Annotated in this window: 12 protein-coding genes; 5 read left to right on the top strand and 7 right to left on the bottom strand. The window is 69.5% G+C overall.

All coding sequences use genetic code 11. The annotated features are described in order from the left end of the window. Positions 1–46: 46 nt before the first annotated feature. From nadE to LC438_RS15060, 3 genes are all read left to right on the top strand, one after another. Positions 47–865 (top strand): ammonia-dependent NAD(+) synthetase, encoded by an 819-nt coding sequence (gene nadE / locus LC438_RS15070; protein WP_105675479.1) that lies wholly within the window; start codon positions 47–49, stop codon positions 863–865. A gap of 62 nt (positions 866–927) precedes the next feature. After that, on the top strand, positions 928–4398 hold the full coding sequence (locus LC438_RS15065; protein ID WP_223587058.1) for a bifunctional RecB family nuclease/DEAD/DEAH box helicase: 3471 nt from the start codon (positions 928–930) through the stop codon (positions 4396–4398). Positions 4399–4402: 4 nt separating this feature from the next. Next, positions 4403–5170, top strand: a complete 768-nt coding sequence (locus LC438_RS15060) for a hypothetical protein (RefSeq protein WP_223587057.1) — start codon at positions 4403–4405, stop codon at positions 5168–5170. 221 nt (positions 5171–5391) lie between these two features. Here LC438_RS15060 and upp read toward each other — a convergent pair whose 3' ends face one another. Beyond that, positions 5392–6024 carry a uracil phosphoribosyltransferase gene (upp, locus tag LC438_RS15055; protein ID WP_105675485.1) on the bottom strand — a complete coding sequence of 211 codons (633 nt, stop codon included), beginning with the start codon at positions 6022–6024 and terminating at the stop codon, positions 5392–5394. Between the two features lie 80 nt (positions 6025–6104). On the opposite strand from upp, the gene tadA reads away from it, so the two are divergent. Beyond that, a complete protein-coding gene (tadA, locus tag LC438_RS15050; protein WP_105675487.1) occupies positions 6105–6560 on the top strand; it encodes a tRNA adenosine(34) deaminase TadA in 456 nt (151 codons plus the stop codon). A 90-nt stretch (positions 6561–6650) separates the two neighbouring features. On the opposite strand, the gene LC438_RS15045 is transcribed toward tadA, so the two are convergent. Together LC438_RS15045 and LC438_RS15040 are read right to left on the bottom strand one after the other, a co-directional pair. Then, entirely contained in the window at positions 6651–7547 is an 897-nt protein-coding gene (locus tag LC438_RS15045) for an alpha/beta hydrolase (protein WP_223587056.1), read from the bottom strand. 2 nt (positions 7548–7549) lie between these two features. Continuing rightward, entirely contained in the window at positions 7550–8521 is a 972-nt protein-coding gene (locus LC438_RS15040) for a cation diffusion facilitator family transporter (protein ID WP_223587055.1), read from the bottom strand. Positions 8522–8580: 59 nt separating this feature from the next. Here LC438_RS15040 and proC point away from each other — a divergent pair, with 59 nt between their 5' ends. Next, positions 8581–9420: a pyrroline-5-carboxylate reductase gene (gene proC, locus LC438_RS15035; RefSeq protein ID WP_223587054.1), complete on the top strand. Its 840-nt coding sequence runs from the start codon at positions 8581–8583 to the stop codon at positions 9418–9420. Between the two features lie 52 nt (positions 9421–9472). Here the strand turns inward: proC and LC438_RS15030 are convergent, their stop codons facing one another. The 4 genes from LC438_RS15030 to LC438_RS15015 all read right to left on the bottom strand — a co-directional run bounded on the left by LC438_RS15030 (position 9473) and on the right by LC438_RS15015 (position 14479). After that, a complete protein-coding gene (locus LC438_RS15030; RefSeq protein ID WP_223587053.1) occupies positions 9473–11065 on the bottom strand; it encodes a hypothetical protein in 1593 nt (530 codons plus the stop codon). Continuing rightward, positions 11047–11823, bottom strand: coding sequence for an ABC transporter ATP-binding protein (locus LC438_RS15025; RefSeq protein ID WP_105675497.1), 777 nt, complete (start codon positions 11821–11823; stop codon positions 11047–11049). Before LC438_RS15025 ends, LC438_RS15030 begins: the two co-directional genes overlap by 19 nt. 561 nt (positions 11824–12384) lie before the next feature. Further along, positions 12385–13056: a TrkA family potassium uptake protein gene (locus LC438_RS15020; RefSeq protein WP_105675499.1), complete on the bottom strand. Its 672-nt coding sequence runs from the start codon at positions 13054–13056 to the stop codon at positions 12385–12387. Further along, positions 13049–14479 carry a TrkH family potassium uptake protein gene (locus LC438_RS15015; RefSeq protein WP_105675501.1) on the bottom strand — a complete coding sequence of 477 codons (1431 nt, stop codon included), beginning with the start codon at positions 14477–14479 and terminating at the stop codon, positions 13049–13051. Before LC438_RS15015 ends, LC438_RS15020 begins: the two co-directional genes overlap by 8 nt. Positions 14480–14492: the final 13 nt, after the last annotated feature.

Below are 14492 nucleotides of genomic sequence, written 5' to 3'. Positions count from 1 at the left end.
TAACACGCAGGGGGGATACTGGGTCGAGAACGAGTGAGGAGTCCCCGTGTCCCTGCAGCAGCAGATCTCTGAAGCCCTCGGCGTCAAGGCCGAGATCGATCCCGAGGCCGAGGTGGAGCGGCGGGTGCAGTTCCTCGTCGACTACCTGCGCACCACCGGAGCCCGCGGTTTCGTGCTGGGCATCTCGGGCGGCCAGGACTCGACGCTCGCCGGAAGGCTGGCGCAGCTCGCCGTGGAACGCGTGCGGTCCGAGGGCGGTGACGCGAAGTTCCTCGCGGTGCGTCTGCCCTATCGCGTGCAGCAGGATGCGGCGGATGCCGAGGCCGCGCTGGAGTTCATCTCCGCGGACTCCTCGGTCGAGGTCAACATCCAGAACGGCGTCGACGGCGTCGAGGAGGACATCGAGTTCGCCGTCACCAGCGACATCAGCGACTTCAACCGCGGCAACATCAAGGCCCGCGTCCGGATGGTGACGCAGTACGCGCTCGCCGGACACGACGGACTGCTCGTGATCGGCACCGACCACGCGGCGGAGGCGGTGACGGGCTTCTACACGAAGTTCGGCGACGGTGCGGCCGACATCCTGCCGCTCTCAGGCCTCACGAAGCGTCAGGGACGCTCGCTGCTGCAGGTGCTCGGAGCCCCCGACCGCCTCGCATTCAAGGTGCCGACGGCCGACCTGCTCGACGGGCAGCCCGGCCGTGCGGACGAGGACGAACTGGGCCTCACCTACGAGCAGATCGACGACTTCCTGGAAGGGCGAGAGGTCGCTCCCGACGTCGCGGGTCGCATCGAGGCGAAGTACCTCGGCACCCAGCACAAGCGGCACCTTCCGGTGACCCCCGACGACACCTGGTGGCGCTGAGCGCGTCCTGTGATGTCGGATGCCGCGGCTAGTGTCGAAGCATCCGACAGAACGGGAGCATCGTGCGGATCGACACTCAGGCGCAGCGCGTCATCTGGAGCGCGAGCGACCTCAAGGCCGCGGCCGAGTGCGAGTTCGCGTGGTGCAGAGCGATCGACGCGAAGCTCGGCCGCGTTCCCGCGGTCGAGGAGCCAGAGGACGCGACGCTGGCCCGTGCCGCCCGTCTCGGAGACGTCCACGAGCAGAAGGTCCTCGCCGACTACGTGGCCGAGTTCGGGCAGGGCGTGCACGAGGTCGCGAAGGTGTCGTCGGTGGATGCCGACGCGCTCGCCGGCGTGGTCGCCGAGACGATCGCCGCGCTGTCCTCCGACGCCCGGGTGATCTTCCAGGCGGCGTTCGCGACCGAGGAGTTCGTCGGTTTCGCCGACTTCCTGCGGCGCGATCCCGACGGCCGCTGGCGGGTGGAGGACTCCAAGCTCGCCCGCAAGGCGCGGGTCACGGCGCTCATGCAGCTCGCGGCATACGTCGACCAGCTTGACCGCCTCGGCATCCCCCGATCCGACGAGGTCGATCTGATCCTCGGCGACGGCACGCGGAGCACGCACCGGGTCGATGACCTCCTCCCGCTGTTCCGCGTGCGGCGTGGGCGGCTGCGAGCCTTGATCGCCGATCGTCGGATCGCGGAGGGTTCGGCCGGGGCTCCGCTCGCGTGGGGAGACGACCGCGGCGATCTCGATGTCGTCGCGTGCGGCCGCTGCGCCACGTGCGAGGAACAGGTGCTGGCGCACAGGGATCTGCTCATGGTGGCGCGCATGCGGCCGGTGCAGCGCGCTCGTCTGCGCTCAGCGGGCATCGAGACGATCGATCAGCTCGCCGCGGCGTCCGATGCGCCGGAGGGCATGAATCCAGACACGTTCGCGACGCTCCGTGCGCAGGCCGAACTCCAGCTGCGGGCAGATGCGGCGGGGACTCCCACGTTCGACGTGCACTACGCGGCGGCGATCCACACGCTCCCTGTTCCGAGCCACGGCGACATCTTCTTCGACTTCGAGGGCGACCCGCTCTACACCGAGCCGGCGCCGGCGGGGGAGTCGGAGTGGGGGATCGACTACCTCTTCGGCTGGGTCGACAACCTCGATCAGTACACCGCGCTGTGGGCGCACGACTTCGCCGCGGAGAAGAGGGCTCTGGAGGACTTCCTCGATTTCGTGAAGGTGCGCAGAGCCGCCCACCCTGGCATGCACATCTACCACTACGCCCCGTACGAGACCTCGCACCTCGTCGCGATGGCGGCCAGGCACGGCGTGCGGGAGGGCGAGGTCGATCGGCTCCTCAGAGAGGGCGTGTTCGTCGACCTCTACCCGCTCGTGCTGCGCACGGTGCGCGTCGGATCGCGCTCGTACTCGATCAAGAAGCTCGAACCGCTCTACATGGGCGCCGATGTGCGCACGAGCGATGTGCAGAAGGGCGACGACTCGATCGTCCAGTACGTCGCAGCGCGCGAGTTCGCGGCCGCGGGGGAGCAGGCCGAGGCGGATGCTGTGTTCGCCGACCTCGCCGACTACAACCGATACGACTGCGTGTCGACGCGGCGTCTGCGCAACTGGCTGATCAACATCGCTCGGGAAAAGGGTGTGCACCCGGCGCCGCCCGACCAGGCCGACGAGGCCATGTACGAGCCGTCTCCGCGGTCAGTCGCCCTGCTCGGCGACGCGGAGCATGACGTCGAGGCGGGCGGCGACGGTCAGGTGCACCGGATCGCCGCCGCGGCCATCGACTACTTCCCCCGGGAGGCGAAGAGCTTCTGGGTCTCGCACTTCCAGAGACTCCGTGAGCCGGTCACGATGTGGGACGGCACGAGAGACGTCATCCGCGTCGATCGGTTCTCGTCGACCGTGAGCCGTGACTGGAGCGTGGGCGAGGGCCGTCGGGTGATGTCGCGCGACATCGAGATCCGCGGCGAGGTGTCCCCGGGTACGACGCTCGGCGTCGGGTCGCAGCCGTTCGCGCTGTACGAGGTCCCCGCGCCCTTTGACACCGAAGTGCCCTCACGTGTCGTGCACGTGCCGCACACGGTGACGATCGCCGAGGTGCTCGACGACGGATATCTCGTGACCGAGACCGCTGTTCAGGGGCAGACGTGGGACGAGCTCCCGATCGCGCTGACTCCGGCCGCGCCGCCGAGAGTGGTCTCCCTGCAGGGGGCGATCGACGAGTGGGCGGATGCCGTGCACCTGGCCGCGCCGGGCTTCCCCGACGACGCGGCGACCGACATCCTCCGGCGGATCCCTCCGCGCACGGTGTCGGGAGCGCCGCTTCCGGAAGCGGGTGGCGACACGATCGATGCAATCGTACGCGGCATCCTCGATCTCGACCACAGCTACCTCGCGGTGCAGGGGCCTCCCGGTACCGGCAAGACGTACACCGGGTCCCAGGTCATCGCGCGGCTGGTGAACGAGCACGGCTTCAAGGTCGGAGTCGTCGCCCAATCCCATGCGATCATCGAGACCCTGCTCGAGCGGGTGGTCGCCGACGGCGTGTCTCCTTCGCAGGTGGGCAAGGCGCCGAAGTCCGATGACGGCGATCCGTCGTACACGGTGATCCCGAAGAGCGGGATGGCGTCGTTCCTCGCCGAGCACAGCGGTGAGGGCGTCGTGGTCGGCGGCACGGCCTGGGACTTCAGCAACACTCAGCGGGTCGGCCGCCGGGGTCTCGACCTGCTGGTGATCGATGAGGCCGGACAGTTCTCGCTCGCGTCGACGATCGCGGTGGCCGCGGGGGCGAAGCGACTGCTGCTGCTCGGAGACCCCCAGCAGCTGCCCCAGGTGAGCCAGGGCGCTCATCCCGAACCGGTCGACACCTCCGCGCTCGGATGGGTCATGGACGGTGACGCGGTCGTGAAGCCCGAGTACGGGTACTTCCTCGCGAGGTCGTGGAGAATGCACCCGTCCATCGCCGCCCCGGTCTCCACGCTCGCCTACGCAGGCAAGCTGGCTTCTGCTCCCGGCACCGAGAGAAGATCGCTCGCCGGCATCGATCCCGGCCTTCACGTCCTGCCCCTGCGCCACCGTGGCAACGCGACGCAGTCCGCTGAAGAGGCGGAGGCCGTCGTCGCCCTCGTGGCCGATCTGCTGGGCCGCACGTTCACCGACAACGACGCGGAGGCCACGGCGCGCCCTCTCGGTCAGTCCGACATCATCGTCGTCACGCCCTACAACGCGCAACGACAGCTCGTGCACGACGCGCTCTCCACCACAGGCTTCCCCGACGTCCCTGTAGGCACGGTCGACAACTTCCAGGGCAAGGAGGCCGTCGTGTCGATCACCTCGCTCGCCGCATCCAGCGGGCGAGACGCTCCTCGCGGTCCGGAGTTCCTGCTCCTGCAGAACCGACTGAACGTGGCGATCTCGCGGGCTCAGGTCGTCGCCTATCTGATCCACTCGCCCGCGCTTCTCGACGATCTGCCGTACACGCCGGAGGGCGTTGCCCGGCTCAGTGCGTTCGCCCGACTGGTCGGCGCCGGAGAGGACTGACCTGATGCACACGACGGAAGACATCCTTCGCGCGGCCGCCGCCTGGGCCTGGTTGCCACGCGACAGCGAGCATGTGCGCGAAGACCTGCTGCTGGTGAAGTACCCGCCGCGATTCGGAGGCGGTGTGCGCGGCTCTCAGGTCAGCTCGGCGTCGAGCGCCGCCGCGGTTCTCGATCATGCTGTCGAGAAGACCCGAGCATGGGGCGAGTCACAGTTGACCTTCTGGACGAATCCGTCCGACGACCCTGATCTCGAGGAGGAGCTGCGCCGCCGCGGCGCCGTGCACGAGGACACGGTCACCGTGTTCGCCCTCGCGATCGATCAGCTCGCGATCGATGTTCCGAGCGGTGTCACAGCGGAGGTGGTCCGCACGCTGGAGCAGGTGCGCGAAGTGGACGCGATCAACGTGCCGGTGTGGGAGCAGTCGCCGCTCGATGAGGAGGGACTGCGCACCGAGCTGGCGGAGGTGACTGCCGGGCTTGAAGCCGCAGAAGGCGTGCGCGTGCTCGGCCGACTCGACGGCGAGGCTGTGAGCACCGGCGGCTGCACGATCGTCGAAGGCTTCACCCGCCTGTGGGGTGCCGCGACCCTGGAGCGGGCTCGAGGCCGCGGCGCGTATCGGGCGGTCCTGGCGGAGCGGCTCCGAGCGAGCGCCGAGCTCGGCGCGACGACCGCGCTCGTGAAGGGCAGGATCTCGACATCCGCGCCGATCCTCGAACGAGCGGGGTTCCGGCACTACGGAGACGAGCGCGCGTACCGGCTGAGCGTCTGACTCCGGCCCCGCCCGAGCGCAGCTCTGCTGCGACGCTTCCGCCCGCTCTCGGTGCCCAGCTCTGTGGGCGTGCCCGAGCAACTGAACCGGGCGCCGCTCTGCAGCCCTGATCGAGCGTCTGACTCAGGCCCGGGCCCATGCGCAGAGCTCCGCCGCGGCGCCTCCGCCCGCTACCCAACGCAGCTCTGCTGCGCCGGGGAAGCCGCAATTGGGCCCGAGGGTCAGACGGTGCCGTACAGGCGGTCTCCGGCGTCGCCGAGACCGGGGACGATGTAGCCCTTCTCGTTGAGCCGCTCGTCGAGTGCGCCCAGCACCAGGGTGACGTCGCGGTCGCCGACTAGCGCCTCGATCGCGGCGACTCCCTCGGGGGTGCCGAGCAGGCAGATCGCGGTGACATCCTTGGCTCCGCGGTCGAAGAGGAACTGGATCGCCGCGGCGAGCGAGCCGCCGGTGGCGAGCATCGGGTCGATCGCGAAGCACTGGCGGTCACTGAGGTCGTCGGGAAGACGCTCGGCGTAGGTCGTCGGCTCGAAGGTCTCCTCATCGCGGACCATGCCGAGGAACCCGACCTCGGCGGTCGGCAGCAGCTTGACGAGACCCTCCAGCATGCCGAGGCCGGCGCGCAGGATCGGCACCACGATGGGCCGGGGCTCGGAGATCTTGACGCCCATCGTCTTCGTCACCGGGGTGGTGATCTCGATGGGGCTGACCCGCACGTTGCGCGTCGCCTCGTAGGCGAGCAGCGTCACGAGCTCCTCCGTGAGCTGGCGGAACACCGGCGACGGGGTGCGCTCGTCGCGCAGCACCGAGAGCTTGTGGGTGATGAGAGGGTGGTCGGCAACGTGAACGCGCATGGATACAGGCTAATGCGCCGCACAGCCCCGCACGACATCGGATGCCGCGGCACCCGCGCCGCGCGCCGTAGGCTCATCCCATGACCTCCGCCGACGACCGTGCGATGACGCGTGCTCTGGAGCTCGCCGCCGAGGCCGCCGCAGCCGATGAGATCCCCGTCGGAGCCGTGGTCCTCGATGCGGAAGGACGCGTGCTCGCCGAGGGACGCAACGATCGAGAGGCCACGCACGACCCCACCGGCCACGCGGAGGTGAACGCGCTCCGCGGAGCGGCGGCATCCCTCGGCTCCTGGAATCTCGACGGATGCACCCTCGTCGTCACCCTCGAACCCTGTGTCATGTGCGCAGGGGCGATCCTGCAGTCGCGCATCTCGCGCGTCGTGTTCGGGGCCTGGGACGACAAGGCCGGAGCCGCCGGCTCCATGTACGACGTGCTGCGCGACCGCCGGCTGCCCTACCGGGCCGAGGTCGTCGGGGGCGTCGAAGCGGATGCCGCGACAGGTCTTCTCCGCGCCTTCTTCGAACAGCGGCGCTGAGCGCAGTACCCGCGATCACGCCCAGCGATCTGATCCCCGGGCTCTGCCCCGGCACCCGCCCGTGCTCTGCCCCGGCACCCCGCGCCGGCGTCAGAGAGCGGTCGTGACGGCGTCCGCCAGGCGAGCGACCAGCGTCAGGTACGACTGCGCGCGCTCGTCGAAGTAGCCGGGGTGTCGGATGCCTCGTTCGTCGACCGCGGTCTGGGAGGCGTGGCCCTCGACGGGGACCCCCGCGACCACGCCGCCGTCGATGCCCGGTGCCTCGCCGCCGTCGGAGTCGTACACGATGACGCCGCGGATGTCGCGCGGATCGATCGGGTGGTTGCCGAGCCGTCCCATCGGGGCGACGCCGTCGCCGGCGCCCTCGGTGGCGTAGACCACGGCCTCTTCTCGTTCGATCGCGTCCTCGATCGCCGTGCTCGCGGCGTGGGTGACGCCGGCCGAGGCGATGCAGAACGCCGTGCGGACCTCGTCTGCGATGTTCAGCGCGAACATCTCGCCGAGCAGGGTGGTCGAGTACGAGTAGGCGACGGCGGCGATGTGGGCGCCGGGATTCCGCACGATCAGCCGATCGATGTCGACCGACAGCCGGGCGGCGCCGATGGTCGCGTGCTTCGTCGCGAGCGCCGTGACGTGCGTTCCGGAGTCCCACGCAAACCAGGCGACGGTCGCGACCTTGCGCGGCTCGCCGCGCGCCACGCACGTGCGGATGATGTCGACGCACAGTCGCTGCGCGGCATCCGCCCACTCGGGGAAGGACGCGAGGTCCGTGTCGATGCCGTGCAGCAGGTACACGACGAGGTCGGCCGTGCTCGGATCGCCGAAGGAGACGACGGCGTAGGGCCGACCGTCGAGGATCGTGAAGGACTCCAGCCGCGCCTGAGAGTCGGCGTCCAGCACGGATTGGACGTGCTGGATCTTCGTCCGCGTCTCGACCGGCAGGTCGGGGCGCGCGAGCGCGGACCTCAGCTCGTCCCGCACCGGCACGATCAGTCCGAGGACTTCAGCACGAACACATCGGTCGACGGCTGCGGGTCGATCGCCGGGCGATACACGTCGGGCTCGATGTAGATCACGCGGGCGATCGGAAGCGCCGCACGGATGCGCGCCTCGATCTCGTCGATGTCGTCGGCGACCTCGCGCAGCGGCTTGTCGGCGCTCAGCGCGATCTTGGCCGCGACCATCAGCTCGTCAGGGCCGAGGTACAGGGTCTTCATGTGGATGATCTTCTCCACTTCGGGACCCTCGTTGACGGCGTCGACGATGCGGTCGTAGTCGGCGGGGTTCGCGCCCTCGCCGACCAGCAGGCTCTTGGTCTCGATGCCGAGCACGATCGCGATGGCCACGAGAAGCAGACCGATCATGACGGTGCCGAGGGCGTCGAAGAGCGGGTTGCCCGTGATGACGGTGAGGCCGACGCCGAGCAGCGCGAACGCCAGGCCGGTGAGGGCTCCGGTGTCTTCGAGAAGCACGACGGGGAGCTCGGGGGCCTTCGCGCGGCGCACGAACGACACCCACGACTGGCCCTTCTCGCGCACCAGGTTGCTCTCCTTCACCGCGGTGCGCAGGGAGACCGATTCGAGCACGATCGCGACGAGCAGCACCACGATCGGAAGCCACCACCACACCGGGTCGAGCTCGTGCGGGTGGCGCAGCTTGTCGACGCCCTCGTAGATCGCGAAGACACCGCCGACCGAGAACAGGATGATCGACACCACGAACGCGGAGACGTAGCGCTCCCGGCCGTAGCCGAAGGGATGCTCGCGGTCGGCCTGGCGCTGAGCCTTGCGCCCGCCGAACATGAGGAGAAGCTGGTTGCCCGAGTCGGCGACGGAGTGGATCGCCTCGGCGAGCATCGAGGCCGAGCCTGACAGCGCCCACGCGATGAACTTCGCGAGCGCGATGCCCAGGTTCGCCAGGAACGCCGCGATGATTGCTCTGCTGCCGCCGGATGCACTCATGGGACGAGTCTAGATCTCCTCCCCGAGGGATCAGCGGCGAGCCGCCGTAGGATGACGACATGACTGACGCGCTTCCCTCGATCGCTTTTCTCGGTGCCGGTTCCATGGGAGGGGCGATCCTCCGCGGCGTCGTCGCCTCGGGCATCGCGGTCGACGGCGGCATCACCGCGACCAACCGCACCGCGCAGAGCGCGGCGACGCTGGAGGGGATGCCGGGCGTCACCAGCATCGCCCTCGACGGGCATCCGACCGGCAACCTCGACGCCGCGGCATCCGCCGGCATCGTCATCGTCGGCGTGAAGCCCGCGATGGTGCCGGACCTGCTCCGCGAGATCGGGCCGCACCTGAAGCCGGAGGCGATCGTCGTCAGCATCGCCGCAGGGGTCACCCTGCAGACCTTCGCCGATGTGCTCGGCGCTGAGGCGCGTGTCATCCGCTCGATGCCGAACACCCCCGCGACCGTCGGCAAGGCGGTCACCGGACTCGCCGCCGGGGCTGCGGTCACGGAGTCCGATCTCGCCGAGGTCCGTCGCATGTTCGAGACCGTCGGCGCCGTGATCGAGGTGCCGGAGTCGCAGATCGACGCGCTCTCCACGATCTCGGGCTCCGGACCCGCGTACGTGTTCCTGCTGATCGAGAAGCTGACCGCGGCGGCGGTCGATCTGGGCTTCACAGAGGCCGATGCGCGCCTGATGGCGGAGCAGACCTTCATCGGGGCGACCGCGCTCCTCGACGCATCGGGAGAGGACCCCGCCGAGCTGCGCCGCCGGGTCACGAGCCCCAAGGGCACGACCGAGCGCGCGATCGCGGTGCTGCAGGATGCGCACCTCGACCGGACCTTCGCCGATGCTGCCGCGGCGGCGCTGGCCCGTGCCAAGGAGCTCGCGGCCGGGGCCTGATCCACCGCCTCTGCCACGGAGGACCGCTCGAGATCAGGGCGATAGCCCGCGGTTACGCCTCGCTCGACACCTCGGCGAGGACCTGCGGCCAGCGGCCGTCGAGCACTCGTCCGCCCAGGACGGCCCCGCCCCATACGGCGGCGGCGCCGATCACGAGTCCGCACACCAGGCTCACCCAGCCGAGCGGCGGCACCCAGAACGCGGCGATCGCGAACCCGAGCGCCGGAGCGCCGAGGATCAGCGTGATCGGCGACATCACCATCATCGCGATGAGCGACTGCACGCCGCCCGACGACCCGCGTCCGAACGGGTTGGCCTCCGGGGCCGGCGCACGTCCTGGCAGGAAGCTCCCCGCCCACGCGCCGGCGCCTGCCGACACCGCCCCCAGTCCGAGCGCAGCCCCCAGGCTTCCCGGCAGCAGGTCGATACGTCCTGCCAGCACGCAGCTGGCGACGCAGAGCACGAGAGTGAGCGGCACGGCGATGATCGCGAAGCCGAGCAGTCGCCCGAAGCGGTCGACGGTGCCGCTCACCCCGGTGAGGATGTGCATGGCGACCGCATCGTTGTCGTAGGCGATCGCCATCTGCATGATGGTGCCGATCATCAGCGCGTTGATCGCGGGGACCAGCGTGATCACCGGACCGAAGCCGATCTGCTCGTCCTGCAGGCCGTTCATGAAGACGACCCCGATCAGGATCGCCGGCAGGAGCAGCATCATGACCACGTTGATGACCTGACGAGGATCGCGGCGGAAATAGCGGAGCGTGCGCGCGGCGATCGCTCCTACGGCTGTGGCGGGCAGCATCCGGTCGACGAGGCCGCCCGACCGCACCCGACCGCCGCCGCTGCCCTGGATCGGGGCCACCAGCCGTGCCGCGAGCAGGGCCCGCGCCGCGAACCAGAACACGACGACGGTGGTGAGGGCGATCAGCATCCGCAGTCCCGCGGTGCCGATGTCGCCGTCGACGAGCGCCGCAGGCACGCCGAACACGGCGGCGAGCGGTGTCCAGGCGAGGGCGTCCGCGGCGCCGGAGAAGGCCGATCCCACATCGCCCATCTGCCGGAAGGCGCTGAGCGCGAGGTTGATCAGCAGCCCGGAGGATGCAGCGAGCAGCACGCCGAGCGTCACGACCAGGTCGCGGGTGCGGCGCCGGGCGAGCCACCCTGCGAGGAGCCCGCTGATGACGCGCGCGCCGAGCACGCAGGTCGCGAGGGCCAGGGGGATCGTGATGAGCCCGGCGATGAGGGCGAACGCGTTGACCGACCACCCCAGCAGCATGAGCACGAGGGCGATCGCGGTGCCGATTCCGCCGATCGTGGTGGCGCCGGCGACGACCATTCCGGGAAGGAGCGCGGAGGCGGTCACCGGCAGCAGCGCGAACCGCTCGGGAGCGAGGGAGTCGTCCGCGCTCACGAGCAGCGATCCGAGCCACCAGCCGGCGACGATGACCGCGCCGGTGATGACCATGACCGTGACGGCGGTTTCGGGGGCCGCGATCCGCATCGCGACGAGACCGAACGCGAGCAGCGCGAGGAATCCGAGCGCCATCATCCCGGTGATGATCAGCGTCACGATCATCCACGGGTTGCGGCGGAGCTGATGGCCCAGCTGGCGCCACCGCAGGCTTACGAGGAGCGCAACCATGACAGCGTCTCCGATCCGAGCTCGTGCGCGCCGACCAGCGACAGGAAGCGCTGCTGCAGGCTCATCCCCGCGCGGACCTCGTCGAGCGTGCCGTCCGCGAGCAGACGGCCCTCTGCGACGATCGCGACCCGGTCGCACATGGACTCGACGAGCTCCATCACGTGACTCGACAGCACCACCGTGCCGCCGCCGTTCACGAAGGCGCGGAGGATCTGCCTGATCGTCTCTCCCGACACCGGGTCCACCGCTTCGAGCGGCTCGTCGAGGATGAGGAGCCGAGGGGCGTGGATCAGCGCACAGGCGAGACCGATCTTCTTGCGCATGCCCGCGGAGTAGTCCACGACGAGGGTGTCGCCCGCATCCGTCAGTCCCAGGGCGTCGAGCAGCTCCGCGGCGCGCGACACGACCTCCGCCTCCGGCATCCCCCGGAGCAGTCCGCTGTAGCGCAGGAGCTCGGCGCCGGTGAGGCGGTCGAGCATCCGGATGCCGTCGGGCAGGACCCCCATGCGCGCCTTCGCCTCCGCGGGGTTCTGCCACACGTCGACCCCGAGGATCCAGGCGGTTCCGGCGTCAGGGCGCAGCAGACCCGTCGTCATCGAGAGCGTCGTGGTCTTGCCCGCGCCGTTGGGGCCGAGAAGGCCCAGCATGGTGCCAGCGGGTACATCGAGCGACAGGTTGTCGACCGCCACCTTCTGGCCGAACTGCTTGCGCAGGCCGCGGAGGGCGAGGACGGGAGGGGCCGCTGTCTGGTCGGTCATGCCCCCATCCCACCACGGAGGCGGACGCAGAGGCATCCGCCGAGCGGGGGATATCCGGACCGGGGTTCCTCCGCGCCTCGGCATCCCGCGGTCGCGCCGCGGCGATCGTCCCGTTTCCGGATGGTCGGCTGGGTTCCGGGATGCCGGGTGGTCGGCCGGGTTCCGGATGATCGGCCGAGTTCCGGTTGGCGGGTGCTGGGGTTTCCGGGTCTCGGGCCGTTGACCGGGTTCCGGGATGCCGGATGGGCGGCCGGAGTTCGGGATGCTGGATGGTCGTCCCGTTTCCGGATGATCGGCCGAGTTCCGGTTGGCGGGTGCTGGAGCTTCCGGGTCTCGGGCGGTCGGCCGGGTTCCGGGATGCCGGATGATCGACCCGTTTCCGGATGGTCGTCCCGTTTCCGGATGATCGGCCGGGTTCCGGATTGCCGGCGCTGGAGCCTCCGGGTCTGGGGCGGTCGGCCGGAGTTCGGGATGCCGGGCGGTCGACCGGATCTCGGGGGCCAGGGGCTCGAGGCCATCGCGCGCGCAGCGCGGAGACCCGCTCCGGAGGGATGCCGGGGCTCAGCGGTCGAGCGCGGCGAACCGTTCGATGTCGACGTTGGTTCCCGACACGATGATGAGGTCGTGGTTCGTGACGATCGTGTTCGCCTCGGCGTAGCGGAACGGCTTGCCGGGGCTCTTCACACCGACCACGGTGACCTTGTACTTCGTGCGGACTCCCGACTCGTTCAGGCCGACGCCGCGGATGAACTTCGGCGGGTACATCTTGGCCAGCACGAAGTCGTCGTCGAAGCGGATGAAGTCGAGCATGCGCCCGGACACCAGGTGCGCGACGCGCTCGCCGGCCTCGCGCTCCGGGTAGATGACGTGGTTGGCGCCGACGCGGGCGAGGATCTTGCCGTGCGACTGTGAGACGGCCTTGGCCCAGATCTGCGGCACCTTGAGGTCGACGAGGTTGGCCGTGATCAGGACGGACGCCTCGATCGAGGAGCCGACCGCGACGACCGCGACCTGGAAGTCCTGGGCGCCGATCTGGCGCAGCGCGTCGATGTTCTTGGCGTCGGCCTGCACCGTGTGCGTGACCCGGTCGGACCACTTCTGCACGAGCTCGAGGTTGTCGTCGATCGCGAGCACCTCGCGGTCGAGGCGGTCGAGCTCACCGGCGCACGCGGCGCCGAACCGGCCGAGGCCGATGACGAGGACGGGAGCGTCGCCCCGGAGGACTTCAACCAACGATCGGCCTTTCCACGGGCAGCGAGTAATACTGCGATCGCGACGTCGCGGCGACTGCCGCGGCGAGAGTCACTGTACCAACGCGGCCCATGAAGATGGTCGCCGCGAGAACGTAGGAGCCCGAGTCCGGCAGCGTCTCGGTGAGGCCGGACGACAGGCCGACGGTCGCGAACGCCGAGATCACGTCGAACAGGACGTGACTGATGTCGTCCTTCGTGATCTGCGCGATGATGATCGTCGAGAGCGCGACGATCGTGGCGCCCCAGGCGACGACGCTGAGCGCGACGCGCTGCACGTCGCTCGGGATGCGGCGGCCGAACGCCTCGACCGACTGCCGTCCCTTCGCCTCCGACCACACCGCGATGGCGAGGACCGCGAGAGTGGTCACCTTGATGCCGCCGGCCGTGGATGCCGAGCCGCCGCCGACGAACATCAGCATGGATGCCGCGAGCAGCGAGGATCCGTTGAGGTCGGCCATGTCGATCACGTTGAAGCCGCCGGAGCGGGTCATGGCAGAAAGGAAGAAGGCCTGGAAGGTGGTGTCGGCGGCATCCATCGACCCGAATGTCTTCGGGTTGTTGTATTCGAGGATGAGGAAGACGGCCGCGCCGAGGAAGAACAGCAGCACCGTGGTGACGAGCGTGAGCTTGGTGTGCAGCGACCACTTCTTCACGTGCCACACGTGCTTGGCCAGCGTGTAGATCACGGGGAAGCCGATGCTTCCGAGGAACACGCCGGTCATCAGCAGCGTGAGCACGAGGTAGTCGTCGGCGAACACCGCGACGCCGCCTGCGTTCGGCGCGAAACCGGTGTTCGTGAATGCCATGGCCGCGTAGTACGGCGCCTCCCACAGTGCGGCGATCGGATCGACCTCCGCCATGACGAGAGCGGGGTAGAGCAGGATCGCGAGGGAGCCCTCGATGACGAGCGCGGAGATCGCGACGGTCATCAGCAGCTGGCCGACCTCGCCGAGACGCACGGTCTGGCTCTCGTTCACCACGCCGCCGTGCGCGCGCATCGGATTGGTGTCTCCCGCGGCCATGAGCTTGGCCCTGAGGCCGAGGCGCTTCGAGATGAGCATGCCCATGAGCGATGCGAGGGTCAGCACGCCGAGTGCGCCGACGTTCACGCCGATGAAGACGAGCACATGGCCGAACGGAGACCAGTGCGAGGCCATGTCGACGGTCGCGAGGCCGGTCACGCAGATGGTGGACACGGCGGTGAACAGCGCGTCGCTGAGCGGGGTGACCTCGCCCTTGGCCGAGGCGATCGGCAGCGACAGCAGCACCGTGAACACCAGGATGAGCAGTGCGAACACGACGATGGCGAAGCGCGACGGCGACGAGGTGATGATGTGGCGTGCGCGGCCTGCCAGGCCTTCGAGACGACGTCGCGGGGACGAACCCGATGCGATGCCCGACATCGCCTCCCCTTCC

Source organism: Microbacterium sp. OVT16B, from assembly GCF_019969705.1.
Taxonomy (GTDB): domain Bacteria; phylum Actinomycetota; class Actinomycetes; order Actinomycetales; family Microbacteriaceae; genus Microbacterium; species Microbacterium natoriense.
The sequence above is the reverse complement of the archived record's forward strand: the minus strand, read 5'-3'. Positions and strand labels throughout refer to the sequence as shown.

What these genes read in the sequence shown, in the direction of transcription:
- LC438_RS15060 (WP_223587057.1), top strand. Translation starts at nt 4,403, where the DNA reads ATGCACACGACGGAAGACATCCTTCGCGCGGCCGCCGCCTGGGCCTGG.
- upp (WP_105675485.1), bottom strand. Translation starts at nt 6,024, where the DNA reads ATGCGCGTTCACGTTGCCGACCACCCTCTCATCACCCACAAGCTCTCG.
- tadA (WP_105675487.1), top strand. Translation starts at nt 6,105, where the DNA reads ATGACCTCCGCCGACGACCGTGCGATGACGCGTGCTCTGGAGCTCGCC.
- LC438_RS15040 (WP_223587055.1), bottom strand. Translation starts at nt 8,521, where the DNA reads ATGAGTGCATCCGGCGGCAGCAGAGCAATCATCGCGGCGTTCCTGGCG.
- proC (WP_223587054.1), top strand. Translation starts at nt 8,581, where the DNA reads ATGACTGACGCGCTTCCCTCGATCGCTTTTCTCGGTGCCGGTTCCATG.
- LC438_RS15030 (WP_223587053.1), bottom strand. Translation starts at nt 11,065, where the DNA reads ATGGTTGCGCTCCTCGTAAGCCTGCGGTGGCGCCAGCTGGGCCATCAG.
- LC438_RS15025 (WP_105675497.1), bottom strand. Translation starts at nt 11,823, where the DNA reads ATGACCGACCAGACAGCGGCCCCTCCCGTCCTCGCCCTCCGCGGCCTG.
- LC438_RS15015 (WP_105675501.1), bottom strand. Translation starts at nt 14,479, where the DNA reads ATGTCGGGCATCGCATCGGGTTCGTCCCCGCGACGTCGTCTCGAAGGC.